Origin of the sequence: Nocardia amikacinitolerans NBRC 108937 (assembly GCF_001612615.1) — a bacterium.
GTDB classification, from domain to species: Bacteria; Actinomycetota; Actinomycetes; order Mycobacteriales; family Mycobacteriaceae; genus Nocardia; species Nocardia amikacinitolerans.
Genome location: NZ_BDAU01000022.1, coordinates 136951 through 163598, shown reverse-complemented (window position 1 = coordinate 163598; position 26648 = coordinate 136951). Strand labels below are relative to the sequence as shown.

The window sequence follows — 26648 nt, the reverse complement described above, 5'->3', positions numbered from 1 at the left end:
TGTCGGTGTGCAGCTTCGCTTTTCGAGCGGGCGCGACGACCCGTCGAGGAGGTTGCGATGACCGTCGACGCCATCGGTGTTGTCGACAGCGAACCGGAGGCCGCAGGCCACCGGCCGACCCGCGGCGCGCAGGCGCTGCAGGCCGGGGACAGGCCGCTGTTGCCCAGCGCGGATCCTTTCTACCGGGCGCCGCGCGGATTCGCTTCCCGGCCGCCAGGCACCGTCCTGCGCAGCCGCGCCATCGATCTCGCACTCTTCGGCCTTGTGCCGCAACAGGTTTCGGCCTGGCAGTTGCTCTACCGCAGCAGCGACCTGCACGGCGCGCCCGAGGTGGCGGTGACCACCGTGCTGCTGCCCGACGGCGCCGACCCGTCCGAAGACCGTCCGCTGCTCGCCTTCCAGACCGCCATGGACGCGGTCACCGAGAAGTGTTCGCCGTCCTACGCGTTGCGGCGCGGCTCCCGGGCGATCGGCGCGGTCACCCAGCTGGAGTGGCCGCTGGTCGCCAACGCGCTGCGCCGCGGCTGGGCGGTCTCGATCGCCGACCACGAGGGACCGCACGGCAACTTCGGCGCGCCGCGCGAACCCGGCTATCGCGTGCTCGACGGCGTCCGCGCCGCGCTGCACTTCGCACCGCTCGGTCTGCACGCCGACACCCCGATCGGCGTCTGGGGCTACTCCGGTGGCGGCATGGCCAGCTCCTGGGTGGTCGAGATGGCGCCGACCTACGCGCCGGAGCTGAACATCGCGGGCGCGGTGCTCGGCGCACCCGTCGGCGATCCCGAGCAGGTGTTCACTCGGCTCAACGGCGGCCACTTCGCGGGTCTGCCCGCCATCGTCATCGCGGCTCTGCACCGGCTCTACCCGGCCCTCGGCGCGGTGATCGAAAGGGAACTCACCGACGAAGGGCGCCGTTTCGTCGCCACCGCCGAGACCTCGACGCCGCTCGGCGCGATCCTCGCACTCGCGGGCAAGAAGATGGACGACTTCCTCGAGCGCCCGCTCGCGGAGATCCTCGCCGCGCCCGCGTTCCGCGACATGTTCGACGACCTGCGCCTCGGCAACTCCACCCCCACCTGCCCGCTGCTGGTGCTGCAACCCGTACACGACCAGGTCATCCACATGGACGGCGTGGACGGCCAGGTCGCCAGATACCGCAAGGGCGGCGCGGAGGTCACTTACGTGCGCGACCGGCTCAGCGAGCACTTCTCGCTGCTGCCGCTGGCCACCCCGATCAGCCTTGCCTGGCTCGCCGACCGGCTGGCGGGCGAACCGGCGACAGGTGATTCCGACACCACCGTCTGGTCGGTGCTCGCCTCACCCACCGGCCTGCGTGGACTGCTGGAAATGGCGAGCACCACGGTGAAGGTGGTGCTCGGGCGGCCGCTGCGGCAGGAGACCCCGATCGCGCCGAGGATCGTCGCCGAAGTCGCCGCCTGACCTCGCGATGACCGCGCGGCCGGGGTTCGATTGCCGTGCTGTTCGCCGGATGCTGGACAATGGACGCCGTGAACGACGCCGCCAACCACACTGTCGAGTCGGTTCCGGGCAGGCCGTCCACAGCGTCGGCCCCGCTCGAAGCAGGCAGACGATCGCCGACCGGCTCCCGCCTGTACCCGCGGGTGACGAGCTTCCGCTCGCGCCGGGGCGCGCTGACCCCGAACCAGCAGGGCGCCTGGGATCGCATGTGGCCGCAGATCGGCCGCGAGGTCTCCGACGCCCCGCTGGACGCCGCCGCCTGGTTCGGGCGCGAGGCCCCGCTCGTCATCGAGATCGGCTGTGGCACAGGGACTGCCACCGCCGAGATGGCGCAGGCCGAGCCGCACCTGAACCTGATCGGGATCGAGGTGTACCAGCCGGGTCTCGCCCAGCTGGTGCAGCGCATCGAACGCGAGGGCATCGACAACATCCGACTGCTGCGCGGCGACGCCGTCGACGTGCTCGAGCACATGATTGCTGAGCAGTCGCTGACCGGCGTCCGCGTGTTCTTCCCCGACCCGTGGCCGAAGGCCAGACATCACAAGCGCCGCCTGCTGCAGCCCGCGACCCTCGCGCTGATCGCGAACCGGCTCCGACCGGGCGGTGTGTTGCATGTCGCGACCGACCACGCGGGTTACGCGGAACACATCGCCGAAGTCGGCGCCGCGGAACCGCTGCTCATCGGCCTCAACGAGGCCACGGGCGGCGTCAGCGCGGACAACAGGGCGACCGCTCCGATCGGCTTCGACCGCCCCGTCACCAAGTTCGAAGGCAAGGCACATCGAGCGGGAAGCGCCATCACCGAGTTCATATGGGGCAAGATCGAATGATGAGCGAGCGCAGCGAGCGACCCATTAGCTCGATCGTCACGGCGATCCCGGCACAGCCGAGTGTCATGCCGAAGCCGAGCGTCAGCGAGGCGGAGGCATGAGCGAACGCAGTGAGCGAATCATGTGCCAGCGTGCGACGCGCATGCCGGAGCCGAGCGTCAGCGAGGCGGAGGCATGAGCGTCAGCGAGATGGCCCACGAGGTGGTCGACGTGTCCGCGGAGGTGGGCGGCGCCGGATCGGAAGGTCTCGGCGGCGCCGCGCCGGATGTGCGCCGGGTCCTGCTCGTCTGGGACGCGCCCAATCTCGACATGGGGCTCGGCGCGATCCTCGGTGGTCGCCCGACCGCCGCGTACCGCCCCCGGTTCGACGCGCTCGGCCGCTGGCTCCTAGCGCGGACCGCCGAGCTATCGGTCGGCAGCTCGACCAGGGTCGAGCCCGAGGCCACCGTCTTCACCAACATCGCGCCGGGCACCGCCGACGTGGTGCGCCCGTGGGTGGAGGCGCTGCGCAACGTCGGCTACGCCGTGTTCGCCAAGCCGAAGGTCGACGAGGACTCCGATGTCGACGCGGACATGCTCGCGCACATCGAAATGCGCAGCCGCGGCGCCGGACTGGCCGGAATCATGGTCGCCTCCGCGGACGGCCAGGCTTTCCGCGAACCGCTCGAGCGGTTGGCCGCGCGCGGAATTCCCGTTCAGGTGTTGGGGTTCCGCGAGCACGCGAGTTGGGCCGTAACATCCGATACGCTCGAATTCATAGACTTGGAGGACATCCCTGGCGTGTTCCGTGAACCGCTGCCAAGGGTGAGCCTCGATTCACTGCCCGACGAGGGCGCTTGGCTGCAGCCGTTCCGGCCGCTGTCGGCGCTGCTCACCTCTCGCCCCGCCCAAGGAGTCGCTTAGTGTTCACACGCTGGGGCGATCTGGTCTACCGGCTGCGCTGGGCCGTCATCGGCATCGTCTGCGCGGCCCTCCTGGCATTGGGAGGCTACGGCTTCGGCCTGGAGGACCATCTCAGCTCCAGCGGATGGGACGACCCGACTTCGGAATCCGCGGCGGCCGCCCGGATCTCCGACTCGGCATTCGGGCGCGATCACACCAGCGACGTGATCGTGCTCTACACCGCACCCGAGGGCAAGACGATCGACGACCCGCAGTTCCGGGAAAAGATCGTCGACAGCCTCAACCGGCTGCCGAAGGAGCATCCCGAGGAGATCGCCAAGGTCAACGGCGCCTACTGGCAGACCGATACCGGTCCCGGCGTCCCGCTCACCTTCGGTTCGAAGGACAAGAAGTACACCTTCGCCTCCATCGCGATCGTCGGTGACAACGACACCGACATGGTGCGCAACTTCCGGAAAGTGAAGGACGTCTTCTACATCGAAGGCGTCGACGTCCAGGTCACCGGTCTGCAAGCGGTGGCGGGCACCCTCAACGACACCATGGCCGCCGACCAGAAACGGATGGAGATCCTCGCCATCCCGGCGGTCGCTGTGCTGCTGTTCTTCATCTTCGGCGGTCTCGTCGCGGCGGGTCTTCCGCTGGTCGTCGGCGGTCTGACGGTCATCGGCGCCAACGGCATCATCATGTTCCTGACGAAGTTCACCGAGGTGAACTCGTTCGTCGGCGGCGTCGTCTCGATGATCGGCCTCGGTCTCGCCATCGACTACGGCCTGTTCATCGTCAGCCGCTTCCGCGAGGAACTCGCCGAGGGCTACGACACCCGCGCGGCCGTCCGGCGCTCGGTGATGACCGCGGGCCGCACGGTCGTGTTCTCCGCGACCATGATCATCGCCAGCCTCGGCGGCATGCTGCTCTTCCCGCAGGGCTTCCTGAAGTCGGTGGCCTACGGCACCATCGCGACGGTCTCGCTGGCCGCGCTCACCGCGATTACCATCCTGCCCGCGATGCTCGGCGTGCTCGGTCCGCGCGTGGACATGCTCGGCCTCAAGCGCTTCCGCAAGACCAAGACCGCCGAGGAAGTCGAGAACGGCTTCTGGGGCAAGACCACGCAGTGGGTGATGAAGCACCCGCTCAAGATCGCCGTGCCGATCTGCATCGGCCTGCTGCTGCTCATCATTCCGGTGAAGAACCTGGCCTTCGGCGGCATCAACGAGCGATACCTGCCGCCGGACAACAAGACCCGCGTCGCGCTGGAGAACTTCTACGAGGTCTTCCCGCTGAAGAAGACCGATCCGGTGCAGCTGGTGATGGTCTCCGACGACAGCGCCGCGGTCGGCAAGGTGTGGAAGGAGGCGGGCGAAGCGCCCGGCCTCACCGGCAAATTCGAGGTGCCGAGCCGGTCGACCAGCGATCCCAACGTCTATCGGACGAGCGCGACGCTGGAGGATTCGGAGAACTACGATCCGACCATCGAGTACCTGCGCTCGATGGACGTGCCCGACAACGTGCAGCTCTACGTCGGCGGGCAGCCCTCGATCCAGAAGGACAGCATCGACGCGCTGCTCGACCGCATGCCGTTGATGATCGCGCTGGTCATCTTCGTGACCACGCTGCTGATGTTCCTGACCTTCGGCTCGCTGGTGCTGCCGATCAAGGCCGCGCTCATGAGCGCGCTCGGCCTCGGCTCAACGCTGGGCATTCTGACCTGGATCTTCGTCGACGGGCACGGCGCGAGCCTGCTGAACTTCACGCCACAGCCGATCATGTCGCCGGTGCTGGTGCTGATCATCGCGGTGATCTACGGTCTGTCCACCGACTACGAGGTCTTCCTGATCTCACGGATGGTCGAGGCGCGCACCCAGGGCGCGTCCACCACCGAGGCGGTCCGCGCGGGCACCGCGCACACCGGACGCATCATCACCGCCGCGGCGCTGATCCTGCTCGTCGTCGTCGGCGCGTTCGCGTTCTCCGACCTGGTGATGATGCAGTACATCGCCTACGGCCTGATCGCGGCGCTGTTCATCGACGCGACCATCCTGCGCATGCTGCTGGTGCCCGCCACCATGAAGCTGCTCGGCGACGACTGCTGGTGGGCCCCGGCCTGGATGAAGCGCATCCAGGAGAAGATCGGCCTCGGGGAGCCGATTCTGGACGACGAGCGGCCCGGCGGCGGCGAGGTCGTCGATCTGGTGAAGACCACCCCGATCACCGACCCCGTGACGATGCAGATGCCCGCGGTGGCGGAGGGCAAGCAGCCGCGTACGCCGCGGCGGGTGCGGACGATCGAGGAGATCGAGGCGGAGGCGCCTACGCAGAGCATTGATTCGGTTCCGGTCGCGAAGGGTTCGGTCGCGCCTCGGGCGCCGCGTTCCACGTCAGCCGGAGCGCACGGGTTCGCGCCCGGTGCCTCGACTCCTGGAGTGCAGTCCGCGACACCGCGTCGTGGGGCTTCCGGTGCGCACTCAGCCGAGTCCGCCACGCCGGGTTCGACAACGGCTGGGGCACAGTCGGAGTCGCCTGCCACGCCCGGCGCCGAAACACCTGGGGCGCAGTCGCGTTCGGCCGCCGCTCCGCGTTCCGCGACGCCCGGCGCACCATCGAGTTCGACCGCCATGCCGGGTGCATCGACTCCTGGAGCGCAGTCGGTACCGCCGCGGCCTCGGACTTTCGGTGCATACTCGGCCGAGTCCGCCACACCGGGTTCGACGACGGCTGGGGCACAGTCGGGTTCGACGGGCGCGGGGACTTCTGGAGCCCCGTCGGGTTCGGCCGCCGCTCCGCGCTCCGGGACTCCTGGGTCGCAGTCGGGTTCGACCGCCATGCCGGGCGCGACGTCTCCTGGAGCGCAGTCGGTACCGCCGCGGCCTCGGACTTTCGGTGCGTACTCGACAGACTCCGCCACACCTGGTTCCGCAGCCCCCGGGGCACAGTCGGGTTCGCCTGCCACGCCGGGCACCGAGACTCCGGGGGCTCAGTCGGGGTCGGCCGCTCCGAGTTCCGGGGCTCCCGGCCCGCACGATCCGACCCGTCCGCGCGCCAGTTCCCTTTCGGGGCTGCCGGATCCGAACCCCGGCAGGTCGACGCCGACGGAACCTCCACGACCGCGCGCCGTGCCGTTCGCGGCGGACCGGTCCGGGTCGATCGACGACGCGACGCGACCGATCGCGTCGGAGGGCGCCCCGGCGCGCAGCCACTCGTCCGGCGCGGACGCGGGCCAGCATGGTGCGAGCGCCTACGACCCGACGATCGGCGGCGGCCACCACTCCTCGACACAGTCGAACCACACCTCGTCCGGCACAACGGGTTACGACCAGTCCGCCCACCACGCGGCACCCGACAACGGCGCGCCGGAAACCCCGGACGACAACCGCACCAGCATCGAAAACTGGATGGCCGAACTCCGCTCCTCCCGCCGCCGCATCGCGGACTCGGACGAAGGCCGCCACCACAGCGGCGACGGCCGCTCCGTCAGCGTGAACGAACTCCTCCGCCGCCACGACGAGGACTGAACCGCTCCGGGTTCCGGTCGATATCGTCCGCGGCCAGACCCGCGATGAGCGATGGCGTTGTCCGCGCCGATCCATCGCCCGCCACCGAAACCGCGCCTGGGGAAGATTTTTCCAAGACCGGACGGGACCGCGCGATCGATAGTTGTGCCGTGACCACCACATTCGATCCCGAGAAGCTACAGACCGCACTGCAGAACGTCCATCGCGCGGGCATACCCGGAGTTTTCGCCGAGGTGCGCGACGGCAACCAAATCTGGCGCGGCGCCGCCGGAGTAGCCGATGTCGATACCGGCCGGCCCGTCACCGCCGATATGCGACACCGCGTCGGCAGCATCACCAAGACGTTCACCGCCGCCGCTGTGCCGCAGCTGGTCGACAACGGCGAAATAGCGCTCGACACCCCGATCGGCCACTACCTGCCGCGGCTGGTTCCCGGCGAACGCGGTGCGGCGATCACGGTCCGGATGTTGATCAACCACACCAGCGGTCTCGCCGAGTACTTCCCGTATGCCTACCCTTCACTCGCGGCCTTCCCCGCCCTGGCTGAAACCACACCGGAGAGTCTGGATGACCACCGGCTCACCAGGTTTCACGCGACCGAGCTGATCGAGATGGGGGTCTCGGCGCCTGCCACCGGCACCCCGGGTGGCACACCCGGGATCTACTCGAACACCAATTACCTACTCCTGTGCCAACTTCTGGAGTCGGTGACCGGTTCCTCGGCGGAGAAATACATCACCCGCAACATCATCGAGCGCGCCGGACTGCGGGACACCGAGCTCCCGGCCGGACCGCATATCGACGGACCGCACTCACTGCACTACGAGGCATGGTTCGGCATGATCGACCCACCGCGCGACTACAGCGTCTATGACATGTCGTGGACGGGGCCCGCGGCTTCGCTGATTTCGACCGTCGCGGACCTGAACCGCTTCTACAGTCTGCTGCTCGGCGACGAAATCATCAGCCGAGCATCGCTGGCGCAGATGCAACGCACCGCTCCGGTCATCGCCTTCGATGGAAGGACAGGCGACTACGGTTTGGGCCTGCAGAAGATGACCGTGCCAGGCCACGGCATCTACTGGGGGCATGAAGGTTCGGTCTGGGGCGGCGGCGCGATGTCCATGACCAGCGCCGACGGCAAACGGCAAGCGTCCATCGCGGTGAACCTACAGCGCTGGAACCGACTCGACCCGGCGGGCAAGCCGCAGCCCCATCCCATCGACGACGCACTCCAAGCCCTCACTCATCTGACCCTGTGTGGTTGAGACACGCAGCCACCAGCCAGCCAACGGCAGTCTCGGATCGAACCGGCCTCGCAGACCGTGCACACGCTTCGCAGGAGGTGCGCGGGCTGCGCCGTGTGGCGGGTCTGCGAGTTTTGTGACAATGCGCCTGGCCGCACGTGGTCAGTCGGCGTCTTTCGCTTCGGCGAAGGATCGGGCGTAGCGGGTTCCGGTGAGTAGCAGGAGGATTCCGACTACCAGGAAGGCGGCGACTCGGATCAGGCCGTCGAGGGTGGCCAGGTCGAAGAGGAAGAGTTTGGCCAGGGCGGCGGTGGTGACCAGCAGGCCGGAGCCGAGGGCGACCTTGGCGATGGCGGCGGAGCGGGCGAGGTTGCGCAGGCCGTAGAGCAGGGCGACGGTGGCGGCCGCCATCCACCCGATGGTGGCGATGCTGTGGCCGATGACGAAACCGTCCTGCGCGCCGGTCGCGGCGCCGATCGCGACGATCGCGGCGGTCACCAGGTAGAGGGCCGCGCCGCTCGCCGCGATCCAGAGGATCGAGTCCTCGGCGCCGCCCTTCGGCGTGCCCGCCAGTCGGCGGATGGTCCATACCGCCACCGCGACGACGGCGAGGCCGATGATCGCCGCGAGTGTGGTGGAGATCGACAGGTGCTCCTCGGCGAGGTGTTGCGACGCAAGCCTTTCCGGCGTCGCGTTCGCGAAGAAGGCGAGACCGCCGATGAGCGCGAAGGCGATGCCGAGCCCCGCGGCGACGCCGGAACGCAGCTGGCCAGCCACGCCGAGGAAGCCAAGTGCCACCAGGAGCGTCGCGATGGGGAGGGTTTGCGTGCTCGTCACGCCGACGCATGCTTCGAGCAACGCGAAGGAGCCCGCGACAGCCGCGGCGACGGCGGTGTGGCCCGGAAGCTTCGCCAGCTCACGGGTTTTCGGCAGCAGCGCCGACGCGGCGGTCGCGAGCAGCACCAGCGCGAAAAGCCCCGCGATCAGGACGGCGCCGCGACGGTCGAACAGCGCGGGCGCCGCGAGCAACGGGGTGGTCGAGATGGCGAAGGCGACGGTCGCGGTGACGTCATCGGCACGTCGGCGCACCACGAGCACGGTTCCGACCGTGCCGATCAGCGCCGTCGCGATCGCGGCGACCAAGAGCCACAGCTCGCGGGTGTAATCGGTATCCAGGAGCGCCACAGCGATGCCGACCAGGGTGGCGATCACCGCGGGCGCGGTCCGGACGACGTGCAGGAACGGCCAGTCCCTGCCGAATTGCACGGGCGCGCAGGCCAATTGCAGCGCGATCAGGAACCCGAGCAGCATCAGCTCGACGGTCACGAACGGCGCGAGCAGCGCCGCACCCAGCACCACAAGCACCGCCAGCGGCTGCGATTTCCACTGCATCGCCAGCCCGACGCCGCCCGCCGCGACCGCGAACGCCGCCGCCAAACCGACCACCGGGTTCAGCCAGTGATAGACCGCGGTCACGGCGATCACATCCAGGTATGCGCCCGCGATACCGGTGGCCGCCAACGCGATTCCGCCGACCCGCCCGCCGGCCTTACCGAAGACCCGCATCCCCGCACCGACAAGCGCGGCCGAGAACACTGCTCCCGCAACAACTCTCGGTACCGGGCCGAAGAATCCGGCCTGCGCCGCGAGAACCAAAAGCATGACCACGCCGATCAACGTCACCGCCACACCGGCCACGGCCAGCACCCGGCTGATCACGCCGTCCCGCTGCCACCACGGAACATGCGGTTCGCGCCGCACCGGCGGCGCGGGCGGTCGCATACCGGGCGGCACCATCCCACCGCCCATCGGCATCGCGCCCCGCGGAGCCCGGCCCCATGCCTGCGGCGGCACAAAACCCGACGGCGGCAGCACACCTGGCGGCGGCACAGCACCCGGCCGGGGCACGCCGGAGGTCGGCGCGACACTCGACGGCGGCATCACACCGGCTCGCGGCACAGCACCCGGCTGGGGCCCGACGCCGGAAGTCGGCGCGACACTCGACGGCGGCACAGCACCCGATTGGGGCACCTCACCCGAAGGAGGCGCCACACCCGAGGGCGGCACAACGCCCGAACCCTGCTGCGCCGCAGCCATATACGCCGACCCGTGACCCGGCCAAGGCGCCCGAGAACCGACTGTCGGAGGCGGAACGGGCGCGCTTCCGGCGGGAGGAGCGCCCGTGCCTCCTCCCGCGCCCGAAGCCGAACCCGCAGTCTGCCCACCCTCGCCAGCAGCCGTACTCCCAGCGGCAGCAGAGCTCGCATCGCCCCCCTCAGCGGACGCCGACGCTCCGGAACCGAGGTCCGTCTCGGACGAGGCCGCCGTGCGCCGAGCAGCCGCCGACGCAGGTTCACGCAGTGGCACCGGAATCGGATCCGTGCCGCCCGGCGCACTCGCCGGACCGGCCACGGCAACTCCCGGCGCGACCTGCTCGCTCAGCAGCGCCAGATCACGTCCGAGCGCACCCATCCGCGTACCCAGCGCGGTGAACTCACCCGACAACCGCGAGATCAGCGCCGGATCGATAGATGTAGTCATATCCCCATGCTCGGCCCCTCATACGTACCGAACATGAGTAGAAACCCCCGGTGACGGGCCGATATCTACCCGATTTCGCCCCGACCGACCCCCAACCGGCTCGCGGGTGGGGGCCGGTCGCGCCGGGCGGTCATGGGGTTGGCGCGGTGCGCATGCCCGTCACCTGGTGGACGGCGCTGATGACGTTCGCGCGCGGCGGCATGCGCAGCACGCCGGGCGCGGGCTCGCTCGCCCAGTGCCAGCCGAGGCGGGAGTCGGTGCTCGGCAGCAGCAGGTGGCGGCCGCCGGGGATCACCGTGACCTGATGTCCGGCGAGGCAGCGCCGGACGTGCACGTCGACCGGGGTGGCGGGGCTCGGCGGGGTCACCAGAAAAGTCCAGCTGCGATCGCCGGGGTCGGCGACCACGGGCGCGAGCTGGGTCCGGTCCAGCATGGCGAGGACCTTCCTGCCGAGTTCCGGCGGCATGACGATGCCGCCGAGCAGGGTGCCGGTGGTCACCACGGGGCGTCCGGCGAGCAGTTGGACGGGCAATCCGTACCGATGTCGAAGCAGGTGCGCTGCTTCGTGCGGGCTGTGACAACGTTCGAACATGACGCTTCCCCTCAGGCGATTACGGTGCTGTGGCAGGTGATCGGCCGACGACGTAGCGGGCCGTGCAGGTCGCGGCCGCTCGGGCGCAGCTGTTCGGGTCGAACGAGGAAGACTTGCGATGCGGTCGCGCGATCGGCGCGCCGGGCTCGCACAGTGGTTTTCGGCATCGTTGTCATTGCCGCCGCCCTTTGCGTTCTCAAAGTTGCAGAAAGGCAACGGTATTCCAACCAGAGGCAAACGAGTCGTACGTAATGTCCCACTTCGGATGAACTCGACGGGTTAGCGTCGTACCCTGAAACCCAGATGTAACAAAGGACTCGGGTACATGGACGATTCGTCGATCGGGGTGCGGATCCGGCGTTTTCGCGGCAAAGCGCTCACGCAGCGCCAGCTTGCCGACCAAGCCGGTGTCAGCGTGGATCTCGTGCGCAAGCTCGAGCAGGGCGGACGCCAGACAGCGTCCATCGCGAGCCTGCAGAAACTGGCCCGCGCGCTGGACGTGGACATCTCCGATCTGATCGGCAAGCGCCACGGGGTACCTTCCGGCAACCCGGACGCGGGCATCGTCGCCATCCGGCGCGCGTTGACCCCCGTTGACGACCTGCTCGGCGAGGTGCCCGAGGAAGAGGCCGTGAGCCTCGACGACGGCCGCCGCGCGGTCGACTACGCCTGGGGCGCGTACTGGGCGGGCCGCTACGAACTGCTCACCACGATCCTGCCCGCCAACCTCACCCAGCTGCGGGCGACCGTGCACGCCGCGCGCAACGGCGCCGTCGCCCCTGCCAACGAATTGCTGGCCCGCATGTGCTGGGTCACCGGCTGCACGCTGGTGCATCTCGGGCAGACCGACCCCGCGTTCCTCGCCATCCGCCAAGCGCTCACCGCCGCCGAGCGCGGCAACGATCCGCTGCTGCTCGCGACCATCCGCGGCTCGGTGGCCTGGCAGCTGCTGGTGCAGGGCCGCTACGACGAGTCGCGCCGGGTCGCGCTGCGCGCCGCGACGGAGCTGGAGCCCGCTGGCGAGGTGCCGCACGCGCACTTGTCCGCGTACGGTTCGCTCGTGTTGCAGGGCGCGACGGCGTCGGGCCGGGCCCAGGACGTACCGGAGGCGCTCTCGCTGATCGAGGCGGCGAGCGAGGTCGCGCTGCGCATCGGCACCGACCGCCAAGACTACGAAACCTATTTCGGCCCTTCGCAAGTCGTGATGCAGACGGTGGACGTGAACGTTTCGTCCGAACGCTACTCCGAGGCGCTGGCCGCGGCCGAGGAGATGCCGCCGAACAGCGGTCTGCCGCAAGCCTCGCGCGCCCGCCACCTGGCCGACACCGCGGTCGCCCTGACCCGCACCGGCCAGCACCAGCGCGCACTGGACGCCCTGCTCAACGCCGAACGCGTCGGCGGTGGCGACTGGATCAAATACCAGTCCCTCCCCCGCCACATCGTCTCCGAACTCCTCGACCACGACCGCCGAGTTCCGTTGCGCGCCTTCGCCCGCCGCATCGGAGTGAACACCTGACCGTCTCCGCCGCCCGCGCGGCATCCGGTCGGTGTTCCCGCGAATCGCTGCCGGGCCGCTTCCTCCGGGCGGCTGCATGCCGCTGTCCAAACCTCGCCGCGTGGCCCGCTACCCGCAGCGGCGCGCTGTTCCCCTGAATTCGCCGCACGGCCGTCTCCGCGACGTATCCCCAGCCCATCGGGCGGCTTCGAAGCCAAGTGGGCGACCGAGCCGGGAAACTCGCCGCGCCCATTCGCCAGGTGTCCCAGCGGCTTTCGGCAACGAACTACGGCTGGGCGTAGGACGGCGACGACCGCCCGACGAGCCCGGCGCCCGGATCAGTGACCGAGCAGCTTGCGCCAATGCGCGATGAACGGGTGCTTCGCGGTGACCGAGCCGAAGCGGATACTCCCGTGCACGACCAGGTGCAGTGGCCCGATCGGCGGCCCGGTGCGGACCTTGTTGTTCACGCTCGCGCCGATGAGGTCGAGGCCGTTCAGGTCGACGGTCGCCTCGGCGGGCACCACCAGGGTCAGCGAACTGCAGAAATCGTCGACGTCGATCTCCACCACCTGGGTCGACATCACCGCCTCGGTGAAATCGAGCGTCACGCCGGAGAACCAGTTGTTCAGGTGCAGCGAGGGCGCGACCTGCCACGGCCCGCGCCGAGTCACACCCGACATGCGGCCGCGGATCACGTTGCCCGCGGGGGTCGGCGGCATGGGCGGCCGCTTCGCGAACGAGGGCGTCGAGTTCACGAACGTGGTGGGCGGTGCGGCGGGCTGACCGATCATGCGCACGCCGGGCAGATCGATGAGCACGGCGTTCAGTTCGCCGCGGGTCTTGGCGGCGAGGGCGGTGTCCATCCGTTCGGTGAACTCGCCGAGCGAGAGCATCCCGAGCCCGACCGCCCGCTGCAGCAGCTGACCGACGTGCTCGCGTTCGGCGTCGGAGACGCGCAGATCCCGATCACCGACGGAGCCGACGCCATTGGATACCGATTCGGGTCCGCCCATGGCTTCGAGATTACCGAGATTCGGCGGGTCGCGGCATCAGGGCGTTCCCCGATCACCACTCCTCCGTTGGTCGGATGCCGCGCCTACTCGAGCCCCTGTTCGATCGCGTATCTGGTGAGCTCGACGCGGTTGGCCAGCTGCAACTTCCGCAAGGTCGCCTGCACGTGATTCTCCACCGTGCGATGACTCAACCCGAGCCGCGACGCGATCTGCTTGGCGGACAACCCTTTCGCCACCATCCGCAGCACCTCGGTCTCCCGCTCGGTGAGCGCGGGACGGTGCGGTTCGTCGGGCTCGGCGGGCGCGGTCGCCATGCGGCGGTATTCGCCGAGCACCAGCCCGGCCAGGCCGGGGGTGAACACCGGCTGACCGGCCGCCGTCGCGCGCACCGCCTCGATCAGTTCGGCCGCCGACGCGCTCTTGACCAGGTAGCCGGAGGCCCCCGCCTTGATCGCGTCGAGCACGTCGTCGCGCTCGGCCGACGCGGAGAGCACAAGCACCCGGCTCTGCGGCGAGACGCGCAACACCTCGGCGGTGGCCGTCGCGCCGTTCCCGTCGGGCAGCTGCATGTCCATCAGCACGACGGCGGGTCGCACCGCCGCGGCGCGCCTGGTGGCCGAGCCGACGCCGTCCGCGGTCGCGACGACCTCGAATCCGGCCTCGGCGAGGTCGCGGGACACCCCGTCGCGCCACATCGGGTGGTCGTCCACCACCATCACCGAAATGGTCTCGGCCGCACCGTCGGTCACCGCACCGCTCCTTTCGCCAACTTCATCCTGCCAGGTCAGCGCGCATCGCGCGGCACGCGGAACTCCCATTCGACGCCTTCGCCCACGCTGCCCTCGGTGAGCAGTTCGGCGGTGCCGCCGAGCGCGGCGATGCGGCCGACGATCGACCGCGAAACCCCCATCCGCCCTTCGGCCTCCGCCTCGGCCAGCCTGCCCTGCGCGATGCCGACGCCGTCGTCGCGCACGCTGACGATCAGCTCGTCGCCGGTATCCTCCAGCAGCACATATGCTTTCGCGTCCGGTCCGGCGTGCAGCTCGACATTGGCCAAGGCCGTGGCGACGGCGGCGGCGAGTTCGCCCGCGGCCCAACGCCCCACCCGAACCGGCTCGCCCGGCGTGGACACGAAGATCTTCGGTGTCGCGTGCACGGTCAGCAGCGGACGCAGGTCCACTTCGGCGCCGCCCGCGTCCTCGCGCACGCCCTGCTCGGAGATCAGTACACGCAGCGCCACCTCCTGCTCTCCGGCGCGCAGCGCCAATTCCTCGGTGGGACCGCCGATTTCGCTGCCGCGCCGCTTGATGTAGCTGAGCACTTGGAGGACGCCGTCGTGCACTTCGCGGGCGAGCCGCTCGCGTTCCTCGGCGGCGGCGGTCAGGCGCACCGCGCGCTGCAACTGCTCCTGCGCGCGCCTGGCGGTGTTGGCGGCAAGCCCGAGCGCGAGGCCGACCGAGACGAGCACCGGCGCGGTCGCGTCGGCCCAGACGTCCTGGCCCCACTGGTCGCGCACGGTGATGATGACCGCGGCGATCATCAACCCGGACGCGATGCCCGCGATCGGACCGCGCAGGATCGCCGCCGAGATCACCGCGTTGGCCGCCCACATGGTGGTCGGCAGGGTCTGGTGCCCGTGGTACCAGTCGTAGTCCGCGACGAGCCGGGTCGCGGCGATCAAACCGATCACCACGATGTGGTCGCCGATCACCACCCAGACCCGCACCTTGGCCACGTCGGCCACCTGCCACTGTGAGAGCATCAGCGCCGAAAGCCCCGACCACACCACCATCAGCGCGATGAACACCCAGCTCAGGCGCTGGTTCTGGTAGTAGGGCACCGACGCGATCTGCTGACCGACCGCGTACAGCAGCGTGACGAGCCGAAACGCCTGCACGGCCCGCCACAGCGGCGCGGTCGCCGCGTCGGCGGGACTGAGCTCAGACGGCGGGGTCCGGCTCATCGGTTCCGCCGTGCGAATTCGACCGCTTGGACCGCTCCGCCAACGTCGCCGCGACGGCGACCCGTCCGGGATCCGGGTGGTCCGGCTCCGCCGAATACAAATGCGGCTCGGCGGTCTGGAGTTCGCCGAACGCCTCCTCGGGACGCTCCGCGAGCAACGATCGGATGGCCGTGTTCATCACCGCCACGGCGGGGACGGCGAGCAGGCCGCCCGCGATTCCGCCGAGCACGACGCCCGCCGCGATCGCGAGCACCACCGCAAGCGGATGGATGCTGACCGCGCGCCCGAGCAGCAGGGGTTGCAGCACGTGGCTTTCCAGCTGCATGACCGCGATGATGATGCCGAGCACGATCAGCGCCGTCACCAGGCCCTTGGTGACCAGCGCGATGAACACCGCGATGGAACCGGCGAGGAACGCGCCGATGATCGGGATGAACGCGCTGATGAACACTAGCGAGGCAAGCGGAAGCGCCAGGGGCACCCCGAGTATCGCAAGTCCCGCGCCGATGCCGATGGCGTCGACGGCCGCGACCACCACCGTCGCGCGCACGAAGCCGACCAGCGATCCGAAGCCGAGCTGACCGGCCAGCCGGACCCGCTCCCGGTGCTGGGTCGGCACGACCCGGGTGACGAACTCCCAGACCTGATCGCCCCCGTAGAGGAAGAAGATCAGGATGAACAGCGTGAGGAAGGTGCCCGTGAGGATGTGCCCGATCACCGTAGCCGTGGTGAGCGCGCCGGAGGTGAGACTGTCCTGGTTGGACTGGATGGCCTTGACGATGGCGTCGCCCGCGTTGCGGATCTGATCGTCGCTCAGGTGCGGCGGACCGTTGATCAACCAGTCCTGGACCCGGTGGATGCTGTCGGTGAATTCGTCGGACAGCTGCGGCACACCGGCGACGAACTGCTCGACGACGAAGGTCATGATGCCCGCGACCAGCCCGAGCGAGCCGACCAGCGAGACGAAGACACCCACCCACCTCGGCACGCCGAGCCGCTGCATCCAGTCCACCAGCGGCGCGAGCAGCGCGGCGGCGAGCAGCGCGATCGCCATCGGAATGACGACGGTCGCCAGTCGCTGCACGATCATCGCCACGGCGATCACGGCGGCCAGGATGACCAGCAGTCGCCATGCCCACTCGGCGGTCTGCCGGACTATCGGGTGCACCGCGTCCGCGGCGGAGTCCCGGCGCGGGCGTTCCTCGAGCTCGGTCACCTCGCTCAGGGTAACGGAGGTCGCCGACCAACTCCGCCCACCGGACAGCCGCACGTGGACGAATGATCGAAACGCTAGATTGGGGGGCGTGTCAGCGCCCTTGGAAGCGGTCAAACAGACCATGCGTACGCGCTGGCCGCTTTACCTGACATCGATGCTGTTGGCGAACGCCTTCGGCGCGGTGCTGGTGTGGGCGTTCATCCAGTACGGACTCCCCGTTCCGGAAGGCGAGGCGGCCGGCACCCGACGCACCGGTCTGCTCATCCCCGCTCTCGTCTTCATCGCAGGCGGCCTGCTCAGCCTCGCCGCCTCCGCATTGATGCTGCGCCCGGTCATGCGCTGGCAGATGCGCGGCGGGCCGCCGAGCCGCCAGGAACAGATGGCCGCGCTGCACGCGCCGTTGCGCCAGGCGATCCTGCACCTGGCGCTGTGGTTGATCGGCGGCGCGGTGCTCGCCGGACTCATCATCTCCGACACGCCCGAGCTGGCAGGCGCGGTGATCGTCACCGAGTGCATGGCGGCGACCATCGTGTTCGGCTTCACCTACATGCTCGGCGAGCGCATCCTGCGACCGGTGGCCGCGCAGGCGTTGACCGAGGGCACCTTCGATCACACCCTGACGCCGGGCGTCGGCACCAGGATGGCGATGACCTGGGGCATGGGCACCTTCGCGCCAACCATCGCCATCGTGCTGCTCTGCGTCACCCAGATCTCCTCGGACGTGAAGTTCTCGGCGCAGTCGCTGGCGATCTCGATCCTGCTGCTGTGCGGCGTGGTGATCTCGCAGGCGCTCGCGCTGTCCATGCTCACCGGCTCGAGCATCTCCGACCCGGTGCGCCAGCTCAGCCAGGCCATCGACCGGGTGCAGGAAGGCGCCCGCGACGTGCAGGTCGAGGTGTTCGACGGCAGCGAGATCGGCCTGCTCCAGGTCGGCTTCAACCGGATGATGGAGGAGGCGGCCAAGCGGCGCCAGCTGCAAGAGCTGTTCGGCCAACACGTCGGCGAGGAGGTCGCGCAGCGCGCCCTCGACTACGGCACCGAGCTCGGCGGCGAGACCCGGTTCGTCGCGGTGCTGTTCGTGGACATGGTCGGCTCCACCGCGACCGCCGCCGAACGGCCGCCGACCGAAGTGGTGAGCCTGCTCAACGAGTTCTTCCGGATCGTGGTCGACGTGATCGACCGGCACCACGGGTTCGTCAACAAGTTCGTCGGCGACGCGGCGCTCGCCATCTTCGGTGCGCCGCTGGACCGGCCGGACGCGCCCACCGCGGCGCTCGCCGCCGGTCGCGAACTGCGCGAGGCGCTGCGCGAGGTGCCCGGCCTCGACATCGGCATCGGCGTGTCAGCCGGTCTCGCGGTCGCCGGAAATATCGGCGCCGCCAATCGTTTCGAATACACGGTGATCGGCGACCCGGTCAACGAGGCGTCCCGATTGACCGAATTGGCCAAAGATCAACCCGGCCGGGTGCTCGCCTCCGGCAGCGCGTTGTATTTCGCGGAGGAAAGCGAGCAGGAGTTCTGGATCGCGGGCGAGGAAGTGCAGCTGCGCGGTCGGCGCCGGAAAACGCGATTGGCCTGGCCGAAAGAGGGCGCCGACCCGCGCACCGATGCCGACGCCGAGACAATTCCTTCGCTAGGCTGACGCGCGTGACGGCCAACGGGGATCCAGCGGGCGAGCCTGCACCGCGAACGTCCACCGTCGAGCAAGGCCGGCGCAAATTCTGGTGGGTCAAATGGTTGCTGGGCGCCGCGCTGCTGGCTTTGTTGATAGGCGAAGGCGTCTACCTGTGGCCGCGATTACACGAATCGTGGCAAAAACTCACCGAAATTCATTGGGGCTGGGTCGCTGCCTGTATCTGGTTGCAAGCGCTTTCCATGAGCGGATTCGGCCGGGTGCAGAAACAACTGCTGCACGCGGGCGGCGTCGATGTGAGTCAGCGCAAATCCGTGGCAGTCGTCTACGGCGCGACCGCGATGTCAGTGACATTGCCCGCGGGACAGGTCTTCTCCACCGCGTTCACCTATCGGCAGACCCGGCGTTGGGGCGCGAGTCCGATCGTCGCATCCTGGCAGCTGGTGATCTCCGGGGTGATCGCCACCGCCGGGCTCGCGCTGCTCGCCGTCGCGGGTGCGCTGCTGGTCGGCAACCAGGTCGGGCCGCTCAAGCTCATCCTTTCGCTCGCCGCGGTGGCCGCGCTGATCTGGGCAGGCAACTACGTCTCGCGCAATCCCGGCTCGCTGGAGAAGGTGCTGCGGCGGCTGCTCGCGCTGGTCAACCGGATCCGTAAACGGCCCGCCGACCAGGGGATGGCGAAGGTCGCCGAGATCCTCGCCCAGCTCGAGTCGGTGGACCTCGGCAAGCGCGACGGGGTCTGGGTGGCGGGCTGGGCGGTGGTGCACCGATTCGGCGACGTCGCCTGCCTCGGCGCGGCCTGCTACGCCGTCGGCGCCGAGCCGAAACTCGCCGGACTGCTCATCGCGTTCACCGCGGGCAAGGCCGTCGGCTCCATCCCTTTCGCTCCCGGCGGCATCGTCTACGTCGACGCGACACTGATCTACGGCCTCACCGCGGGCGCGGGCCTGCCCGCCGCCCAAGCGGTCGCCGCGGCGTTCGTCTACCGGATGGTCAGCTTCATCCTGGTCGCGATCGTCGGCTGGATCGTCTTCGCCTTCCTCTTCCGCACCCCGTCGGCCGACGAGGCCGACTACGAAAAGGAATTCGAAACGCGCCGCACGCTGTGAAACGCGGCGTGACTGGACCTCCGCATTCGCTCCGGCCGCACGACGTGACTGGTCAGGGCAGGTCTCGGGGCGGTGTCAAGATCGAGATCGAAACGATGCCGCACTACGCTTGCGCGGGTGAAGAGACTGGCTCCGTTGGCGGTGGACGCGTTGTTGGTGATCCTGTTCTGCGTCATCGGACGGCGCAGTCACGACGAGGCGGTGATCGCGGGGCTGCTGAAGACGCTGTGGCCGTTCGCGATCGGATTGGCCATCGGATGGGTCCTCGCGCTGGTCGTCGCCGGTCGCGCGGGGCGTTTCGACGGGACGGTCCTGTGGCCGACCGGAGTCCTGATCTGGTTGTCCACGCTCATCGGCGGCATGGTGCTGCGGGTGATCAGCGGGCAGGGGACCGCGTTCAGCTTCGTGCTGGTCGCGGGGACCGTGCTCGCGTTGTTCCTGCTCGGTTGGCGCGCGGCGATCCGGGCACTGAACTGATCCGATCGTCCGAACCCTGCCGATCGACCCCGCTCGGCACCCTGACGATCAGCGCCCGCCGATCACGGCTCCGGCGTCGCCAACGACTGCAACATCCTGGCCGCCATCCGCGCGGTGGCGTTCCCGCTGTCCACATCGTTGATGTGGATCGCGAACGCGAGATCGCCCATGTTGGCGATCAACCAGCCGTCCTCGCCCGCGGTCGCCGCGTAAGCGATCACCGGGTGCGGCCGCAACGGTGTCAGGTGCGGAGACCCGGTGGCCTCGCGCAGCATGGTGCGCAGCCGTTCGGTCAGCTCGCCGCCCAACGGCGTCAGCTGCGCGTCGGTGCCGCCGGTGCGCGCGACCTCGATCTTCGGCGCGGGCACCTCGCCGCGCGCGATCGACGCCGCCGCGATCGCCATCCCGAACGGACTGGCCAGCACCGCGTCCGACCCGCCGCCCTGGCGGACCTGCTCGGCGCTGCGTCCGGCGATGGCGAGCCGTCCGGTGACCTCGTCCAGCCCGGGCACCTGGAAATCGATACCGATGCCGAGCCTGCTCGCGGCCTCCGCCGCTTCCTGCACCGACACGTCCTGCGGCGCCTTGCCATTGGTCGCCGCGGCGACGGCACGGAACAGTTCGATATTGCCGCCCACCGGATACAGACCGGTGAACGCGACCGGACCGTGCGCGCTGGCCTGGCTGTTCTGCGCGACCGCGACCACCGCGCCGCTGGACGGTTGGATCGCCACGATGGAGGCGGGCGTACCGACGCTGACCACCGCGTCCTCGGCGGCACGCTGCAACCGCTGGTCCATGGTGGCGACGATGTCCGGCCCCGGCGGACCCTGGTAACCGGCGACCTGGCTGATGAATCGCCCGTCCGGCTCGAAGATCTGCACGCCCCAGCCGGAGTGCTCCTCCTGGCTGGTCTCCCAGACCTTGCGCAGCGCGTCCAGCTGTGGCGACCAGACCCGGCGGTCCGAGGAGATCAGCCGCGGGTGCTTCTCCATCACCACGCCCGGAATCGGCGCCATGCGGGGTTCGAGGATCGCGAAATCGCCCTCGCGCAGGTTGACCGCGACGATCGGCTTGCCCTGCGAGGACGCCAGCTGCTGCATCAGCGATGGACCGGTGATCAGCGGCGCGACCGGCTCGATGGCCTTGGCCAGCGCGTCGGTGGAGGCGACCGGGTCTGGCATCCGCGTCGGGTCGAGCTTGATGACGTTGATGACCTGCTCGTGCATCAGCGGCGCGCCGACCATGTCGAGGACCCGCGGCGGCGGCTTCGGCGTGGTGCGCACCAGCTTCACGGTGCGGTTCCCTTGCAGCTGCGGCATCACGACCGACGGCTCCCAGGAGATCCGCCAGCCGATCGCCAGCTTGCGCACGGTGCCCTGGATGCTGTAGCTCCAGTTCTTGTTCTCGCCGAAGCTCCAGTCGACGTCCATGCTGAAGATCGCCGATTGCGCGTCCAGACCGATGAATTGGGTCTTCTGGTAGTCGACCTTGCCGGGAGCGAGACCCTCGAACATTTGCTTCAGCGTTGCGGAAGCGGCGTTCGGGTAGGAGGTGAGTTCCGATGCCTTCTTGTAGTCCTGCTGATCGAGGAGTTCGGTGAAGCGCTCGACAACGGCCGCGGGCTCATTGGGTTCCTCGCGAAACCCGCAGGAACCCAAGGTGACTGCCATAGCCGCCACCCCCGCGAGTGCCATTGCGCCCCGAACGCGAAAGCGGCGGGATCCCCACACATCCATATCGCCCACTCTTCACTCTTGTCACTCCAGCAACAAGACCACCGTACCTGAAATGAACCTGTTTGCGACGTCCCGGTGACCGGGCCGTTACCCACGCTCAGCATTGTCAATTGTGCCCGAAGACGAGTCTTCGAGGGACCGATCGATAACGGTATCCAGTCACAAGGCGATAACCGGCGCCGCTACCGTACCGGCCGGAACGCGAACGCGGGCAAGAACCACCTACGTCGGTGAATCCGTCTCGAGTCGGGCCGCCCGACACAGTGCGACCTCCCTGGAGTACCCCCTCTCGATCCTGTTCACGCAGAGCGGAACCGCCGTGCACTCTTGCGGCGTAATCTTGTAATCATTGAAAGCACTGCACCAGAGTAAGCCAGGTGACTCGCCATGAGAAACGAACATCGCGGACGAGGTTTCGGACGCCCAGGCGGTTGGCAGCAGGCCGATCTCCCCGACCCCGCCGACGTGCCCGACTGGTTCGCCGGGCGATTGCCAAGCGACTGGTTCGTCGGCAAACCGGTCATCGAAGTCGACCGCGACGAGATCGTGGTCATCGGTGAGCTGCCGCTGCCCAAGCCCGAACGCGCCGACGGCGAGGACACCGAAGCGCCCACCGAGAAGATCCCGACCGCGACGAAAGAGGGCGCCATCGCTCGCTTCCGCGAATCCACCCGCCCCGCGCGGATGCAGATCGCGGGCGAGGCACAGCACCGCTACGCCCGCAATGTGGCGTGGGGCGTCTCGGTGGATGGCGAGCGAATCATGTTCACCCAGCTCGCCGTTCCGGTCATGACGCGGCTGCGCCAGCCGGAACGCAAGGTCCTCGACACCCTTGTCGACTCCGGCGTCGCCCGTTCCCGCTCGGACGCGCTGGCCTGGACGGTGAAGCTGGCGGGCAAGCACGCCGAGGCGTGGCTCGAGGAGCTGCGCACCGCCATGCGCAAAGTGGACGACCTGCGATCGGAAGGTCCGAAGGGTCTGTGAATTAGGGTGACGGCATGGCCGATACCGCACCGATCCTGGTACTCAACGGGCCGAACCTGAACATGCTCGGCACCCGCCAGCCGGAGGTGTACGGTTCGGCCACGCTCGACGACGTGGTCGAACTGTGCGAGCGGACGGCGGCCAGGTTCGACAGGGAGATCGTCGCGTTCCAGTCCAATCACGAAGGGGCGCTGATCGATCGGATTCACCAGGCGCGGGGAGCCGAGTCGGGGATCGTGATCAATCCCGGCGGGTTGACCCACACCTCGGTGGCGTTGCGCGACGCGCTTGTCATTCCTGAGGTGCCGATCGTGGAGGTGCACATCAGCAATGTGCACGCACGGGAGGAGTTTCGGCACCATTCCTTCATCTCGCCCATCGCGACGGCGGTGATCGCGGGAATGGGAATTCAGGGATACGCCGCGGCGATCGAATTCCTGGCGACTCGCTGAGGTAGTGCCCGTCCACAAAGGTCGGACAAGCAACCGAAGGTCACCATTGACCAGCCCACCGCACCCTCGGTCGGCTCATCGGGCAAGCAGGTCGGGTGAATGAAGGTCACGTCCAGTCGGTCTGGCGGGATGGCGGTGGCATTCGGTCGGCTACCGCGCCGACCATTCTGGCCGCGGCAGTAGCTGCGCCTGCGTGCATTTGTCCGCGGAACTCACCTGCGCTGCGGATTTCTCGATCGAGCACAACGGATTTCGGCGGACTTTCAGCCGAGTGCGGATTCAGGCGAGCCGGAAGACCGGGAAACCCGGTGCGATGGCGGCGAGTTCGGCGTCGGTGGCGTCCTTCGTGACGCCCTCGAAGAATCGGTTGACTTCCCAGCCCCACTTCTCCAGGTACACCCGCAGCACCGGAACCTTGTCCGCGTCGGCGACCTCGGTGGCCGAGAACGCCTCGGTCTTGCGCCCGAGTCGCAACTCGCCCTCGCCCGCGACCCGCAGATTCCGCACCCACTGCGTGTGCCCGCGCGGCGCGACCAAGTAGCGCGTGCCGGTCTCGTCGACCAGCAGGTTCACCATCGTGGTCCGCCACTCCCCGCTCTTGCGGCCCCGGACGGCAAGCAATCGCGACCCGGCGACGCTGATCCCCAGCTTGGGCAGCCAGTTGAAGACGCGGTTCATGAGGGGATCGAGGCCGGTGGGGGCGATGTAGCGGGTGCTGGCGTTCATGGTGACTCCTGTTGCGAGCGGTGCTCTCTGTTGAGAACAATGATCCACGCCGCTGGCCTCGGAGTCAAGAGCACTGCTCTCTGTTCTCTGGGCGACAGCTCTACCAGGCGCTTCCACCAGCGGCCAACGCGATGCCGTCGAATACTCGAGGCGGACCGTCGAAGCCGACGGCACCGCACCACCGAACGCGAATCACCCTTCGGGTAGTGGAATCAACTCCAGATGTTCAGCCGCCCGAGTTTTCGCGGCCCCGCCACCCCCGGCAACCAACTCGACTCTCCCACCGTGCGAAACCAGCCATCTACCGCACACGCAGCGCAAATAGCGAACGGAACGATGCGAGGACACGAGCATCGGCGAGGACCACGAGCAGGTGGGGCAGGTGTCAGGCATAGCCAACCCTGAATAACCAACGCCCATAAGGCAACGCCCCACGCCGCGCGGCCTCCGACTCGAGACCCGATCGGCTGGGTCCTCGCCCGCCTTCGGCGAGCCCGAAACCGGAACGGATGGCGGGCCGATCATGCGGCTCGAACCTGTCGTGAGCGACGGCAATTGTGCACCAATCGCTTTCGGAAGGACCCGCCGAGAAGCGCGCGGTGAAGGCGGTATCGAGGAGCATCTGCCCGTCGCGGGCTGTCGAGCGGATTGAGCATTGTTCCGGCGAAATGTAGTAGGTATGCTACGAGTCATCCGGTCCACACAACGGGAGGGAATGCCATGACTGTGGGCGATGGCGTCGTGATCGACGTCGAGGGTCTGCGAATGCGCTACGGCGCGAAGGACGTCCTGCACGATGTCGGGTTTCAGGCACGCCACGGCGAAGTCCTCGCACTACTCGGTCCCAACGGCGCGGGCAAGACCACCACGATCGAAATCCTCGAAGGCTTCCGCATCCGTTCGGCGGGCCGGGTGCAGGTGCTCGGCGCCGATCCCGCGCACGGCGACGAGGCCTGGCGGGCACGCGTCGGCGTCGTCCTGCAATCCTGGCGCGATCACGGCAAATGGCGTGTGCGCGAACTACTTTCCCATCTCGGCGGGTACTACGCGCCGTACGGAACCGAACGAATCCGCCGACCGTGGGACACCGACGAGCTCATCGCGGCCGTCGGCCTGACCGAACAGGCGGGCGCGAAGATCATGTCGCTGTCCGGCGGTCAGCGCCGCAGGCTCGACGTGGCTATCGGCATCGTCGGCCGCCCGGAACTGCTCTTCCTCGACGAGCCGACCGCAGGCTTCGATCCGCAGGCCCGTCGCGAATTCCACGACCTGGTACACCGTTTGGCCGACGATCAGCAGACCACCATTCTGCTCACCACCCACGACTTGGACGAGGCCGAGAAGCTGGCCGACCGCATCCTGATCCTGGCGGGCGGGCGGATCATCGCGGACGGCTCTGCCGACGAGCTCTCCCGCCGCATCGCGGGCGAGGCCGAGGTGCGCTGGACCCGTGACGACCAGCGCTTCGTGCACACCACCACCGAGTCGACCAAGTTCGTCTACGAGCTGTTCAAACAGTACGGCGAGGACATCGGCGAGCTGGAGGTGCGGCGCGCGTCGCTCGAGGACACGTATATGACACTGGTGCGACAGTTCGAATCCGGCGAGATGTCGAACGAGGTCCACGCCCTGGAGGAGGTGAAGCGATGAACCCGACGACGAACGCGGTCCGAGCTGGCTTGTCCCGCGGCGGGATCGAGCTGCGGCAATCGGTGACCAACGGCCAAGATCTGTTCGGGATGCTGTTCTGGCCGGTCATCATGGTCGTCGTGCTGTTCTTCATGCGCGACGCGAAGTTCGAGGCCAGCGGCTTCGAGCTCGGCTCGCTCGCGCTGCCGAGCATCCTGGGCATGCTGGTCGCCTTCAACGGGATCTTCGGCATCGGCCAGCTGCTCAGCATGGAGCGCGAGGACGGAACCCTGTTGCGCGCCAAGGCGACTCCGAACGGCATGGTGGGCTACCTGGTCGGCAAGGTGGTCACGGTGTCGGGCTGGGTGCTCGTGCCGTTCGTGATCGTGCTGATTCCGGGGTTGTTCCTGGTGGGCGGCACCGAGCTGAAAACCGTCGGCGCGTGGTTGTCGCTGATCGGCATCGTGCTGCTCGGCATGTTGGCGACGCTACCCATCGGCGCGTGCATCGGTTCGCTGTTCGTCAGCCCGCGCGGCGTCGGATTCGCCTCCATGCCCATCATGGGACTCGTTGCGGTGTCGGGCATTTTCTACCCGATCACCTCGATGCCCGGCTGGGTGCAGGGCATCGCCCAGTGCTTCCCGGTGTACTGGCTCGGCCTCGGCATGCGCGCGGCGATGCTGCCGGACGAGGCCGCGGCGGTCGAGCTCGGCGGTTCCTGGCGTCACTTGGAAACCATTGCGGTGCTTGGCATCTGGGCCGCCACCGGTTTCCTCGTCGCGCCGATCCTGTTGCGCAGGATGGCGCGCAGGGAATCGGGTTCCAGCGTCGCCGCCCGCCGCGAGAAGGCCATGCAGCGTGCCTACTGAGGTCATCTACAACCGGATCGCGATGCTGCGCGCCGAGCGCCGCATCTCCCGGCGCGAGCTGGCGGAGGCGCTCGGCGTGCACTACCAGACGATCGGCTACCTCGAACGCGGCGAATACAGCCCAAGCCTCCACCTCGCGCTTCGAATCGCCCAGTACTTCGAGGTAGCGGTGGAGGTCGTCTTCTCCACCACCCCCTTCCCCCGCCTCGGCTCCCAATCCGAAACCGCTTGAACCCAGG

22 protein-coding genes are annotated in these 26648 nt (G+C 68.6%); 14 read left to right on the top strand and 8 right to left on the bottom strand.

What is annotated here, in order from left to right; genetic code table 11:
• Window positions 1-57: 57 nt before the first annotated feature.
• The 5 genes from NAM01S_RS18645 (at window position 58) to NAM01S_RS18625 (ending at window position 7989) form a co-directional block, all read left to right on the top strand.
• The gene (locus NAM01S_RS18645) at window positions 58-1440 is read left to right on the top strand and encodes a lipase family protein (protein ID WP_084483055.1); all 1383 of its coding nucleotides are present in this window, start codon (window positions 58-60) and stop codon (window positions 1438-1440) included.
• A gap of 59 nt (window positions 1441-1499) precedes the next feature.
• Window positions 1500-2309 carry a tRNA (guanosine(46)-N7)-methyltransferase TrmB gene (trmB, locus tag NAM01S_RS18640; protein WP_067786941.1) on the top strand — a complete coding sequence of 270 codons (810 nt, stop codon included), beginning with the start codon at window positions 1500-1502 and terminating at the stop codon, window positions 2307-2309.
• 174 nt (window positions 2310-2483) lie between these two features.
• Complete coding sequence (locus NAM01S_RS18635; protein WP_067786938.1) at window positions 2484-3212, top strand: NYN domain-containing protein; 729 nt, start codon at window positions 2484-2486, stop codon at window positions 3210-3212.
• A complete protein-coding gene (locus NAM01S_RS18630; protein WP_067786935.1) occupies window positions 3212-6721 on the top strand; it encodes an MMPL family transporter in 3510 nt (1169 codons plus the stop codon). Before NAM01S_RS18635 ends, NAM01S_RS18630 begins: the two co-directional genes overlap by 1 nt.
• Window positions 6722-6870: 149 nt before the next feature.
• Window positions 6871-7989, top strand: coding sequence for a serine hydrolase domain-containing protein (locus tag NAM01S_RS18625; protein ID WP_253799107.1), 1119 nt, complete (start codon window positions 6871-6873; stop codon window positions 7987-7989).
• 141 nt (window positions 7990-8130) lie between these two features.
• On the opposite strand, the gene NAM01S_RS18620 is transcribed toward NAM01S_RS18625, so the two are convergent.
• Window positions 8131-9909, bottom strand: a complete 1779-nt coding sequence (locus tag NAM01S_RS18620) for a DUF2339 domain-containing protein (protein WP_169810871.1) — start codon at window positions 9907-9909, stop codon at window positions 8131-8133.
• Window positions 9910-10639: 730 nt separating this feature from the next.
• Window positions 10640-11101, bottom strand: coding sequence for a hypothetical protein (locus NAM01S_RS18615; protein WP_067786933.1), 462 nt, complete (start codon window positions 11099-11101; stop codon window positions 10640-10642).
• Between the two features lie 325 nt (window positions 11102-11426).
• On the opposite strand from NAM01S_RS18615, the gene NAM01S_RS36985 reads away from it, so the two are divergent.
• The gene (locus tag NAM01S_RS36985; protein WP_067786931.1) at window positions 11427-12617 is read left to right on the top strand and encodes a helix-turn-helix domain-containing protein; all 1191 of its coding nucleotides are present in this window, start codon (window positions 11427-11429) and stop codon (window positions 12615-12617) included.
• A gap of 317 nt (window positions 12618-12934) precedes the next feature.
• Here the strand turns inward: NAM01S_RS36985 and NAM01S_RS18605 are convergent, their stop codons facing one another.
• From NAM01S_RS18605 to NAM01S_RS18590, 4 genes are all read right to left on the bottom strand, one after another.
• Window positions 12935-13612 carry a DUF1707 domain-containing protein gene (locus NAM01S_RS18605; protein ID WP_067786929.1) on the bottom strand — a complete coding sequence of 226 codons (678 nt, stop codon included), beginning with the start codon at window positions 13610-13612 and terminating at the stop codon, window positions 12935-12937.
• Between the two features lie 83 nt (window positions 13613-13695).
• A complete protein-coding gene (locus NAM01S_RS18600; RefSeq protein WP_067787012.1) occupies window positions 13696-14328 on the bottom strand; it encodes a response regulator in 633 nt (210 codons plus the stop codon).
• A 68-nt stretch (window positions 14329-14396) separates the two neighbouring features.
• Window positions 14397-15575: a MacS family sensor histidine kinase gene (gene macS, locus NAM01S_RS18595; protein ID WP_067786927.1), complete on the bottom strand. Its 1179-nt coding sequence runs from the start codon at window positions 15573-15575 to the stop codon at window positions 14397-14399.
• Entirely contained in the window at window positions 15553-16743 is a 1191-nt protein-coding gene (locus tag NAM01S_RS18590) for an AI-2E family transporter (RefSeq protein ID WP_372511712.1), read from the bottom strand. The genes macS and NAM01S_RS18590 overlap by 23 nt, the downstream gene beginning before the upstream one ends.
• Before the next feature lie 169 nt (window positions 16744-16912).
• Between NAM01S_RS18590 and NAM01S_RS18585 the strand changes: the two genes are divergently transcribed.
• The 3 genes from NAM01S_RS18585 to NAM01S_RS18575 all read left to right on the top strand — a co-directional run bounded on the left by NAM01S_RS18585 (window position 16913) and on the right by NAM01S_RS18575 (window position 20010).
• The gene (locus NAM01S_RS18585) at window positions 16913-18433 is read left to right on the top strand and encodes an adenylate/guanylate cyclase domain-containing protein (RefSeq protein ID WP_174554829.1); all 1521 of its coding nucleotides are present in this window, start codon (window positions 16913-16915) and stop codon (window positions 18431-18433) included.
• Window positions 18434-18438: 5 nt separating this feature from the next.
• Complete coding sequence (locus tag NAM01S_RS18580) at window positions 18439-19533, top strand: lysylphosphatidylglycerol synthase transmembrane domain-containing protein (RefSeq protein WP_067786925.1); 1095 nt, start codon at window positions 18439-18441, stop codon at window positions 19531-19533.
• 117 nt (window positions 19534-19650) lie between these two features.
• Window positions 19651-20010 (top strand): DUF3054 domain-containing protein, encoded by a 360-nt coding sequence (locus NAM01S_RS18575; protein ID WP_067786923.1) that lies wholly within the window; start codon window positions 19651-19653, stop codon window positions 20008-20010.
• A gap of 62 nt (window positions 20011-20072) precedes the next feature.
• Here NAM01S_RS18575 and NAM01S_RS18570 read toward each other — a convergent pair whose 3' ends face one another.
• Entirely contained in the window at window positions 20073-21683 is a 1611-nt protein-coding gene (locus NAM01S_RS18570; protein WP_253799102.1) for an NTF2-like N-terminal transpeptidase domain-containing protein, read from the bottom strand.
• Between the two features lie 453 nt (window positions 21684-22136).
• Here NAM01S_RS18570 and abmR point away from each other — a divergent pair, with 453 nt between their 5' ends.
• Both abmR and aroQ read left to right on the top strand, forming a co-directional pair.
• Window positions 22137-22733, top strand: coding sequence for an ATP-binding transcription factor AbmR (gene abmR / locus NAM01S_RS18565; RefSeq protein WP_067786920.1), 597 nt, complete (start codon window positions 22137-22139; stop codon window positions 22731-22733).
• Window positions 22734-22747: 14 nt separating this feature from the next.
• A complete protein-coding gene (aroQ, locus tag NAM01S_RS18560) occupies window positions 22748-23185 on the top strand; it encodes a type II 3-dehydroquinate dehydratase (protein WP_067786919.1) in 438 nt (145 codons plus the stop codon).
• Window positions 23186-23464: 279 nt separating this feature from the next.
• Here aroQ and NAM01S_RS18555 read toward each other — a convergent pair whose 3' ends face one another.
• Entirely contained in the window at window positions 23465-23911 is a 447-nt protein-coding gene (locus NAM01S_RS18555) for a nitroreductase/quinone reductase family protein (RefSeq protein WP_067786917.1), read from the bottom strand.
• A gap of 720 nt (window positions 23912-24631) precedes the next feature.
• Between NAM01S_RS18555 and NAM01S_RS18550 the strand changes: the two genes are divergently transcribed.
• The 3 genes from NAM01S_RS18550 to NAM01S_RS18540 are packed head-to-tail and all read left to right on the top strand — an operon-like array spanning window position 24632 to window position 26641.
• Window positions 24632-25561, top strand: a complete 930-nt coding sequence (locus NAM01S_RS18550) for an ABC transporter ATP-binding protein (protein WP_067786915.1) — start codon at window positions 24632-24634, stop codon at window positions 25559-25561.
• Window positions 25558-26409 (top strand): ABC transporter permease, encoded by an 852-nt coding sequence (locus NAM01S_RS18545; RefSeq protein ID WP_067786914.1) that lies wholly within the window; start codon window positions 25558-25560, stop codon window positions 26407-26409. Before NAM01S_RS18550 ends, NAM01S_RS18545 begins: the two co-directional genes overlap by 4 nt.
• Window positions 26399-26641, top strand: a complete 243-nt coding sequence (locus tag NAM01S_RS18540; protein WP_218018417.1) for a helix-turn-helix transcriptional regulator — start codon at window positions 26399-26401, stop codon at window positions 26639-26641. Before NAM01S_RS18545 ends, NAM01S_RS18540 begins: the two co-directional genes overlap by 11 nt.
• Window positions 26642-26648 lie beyond the last annotated feature (7 nt).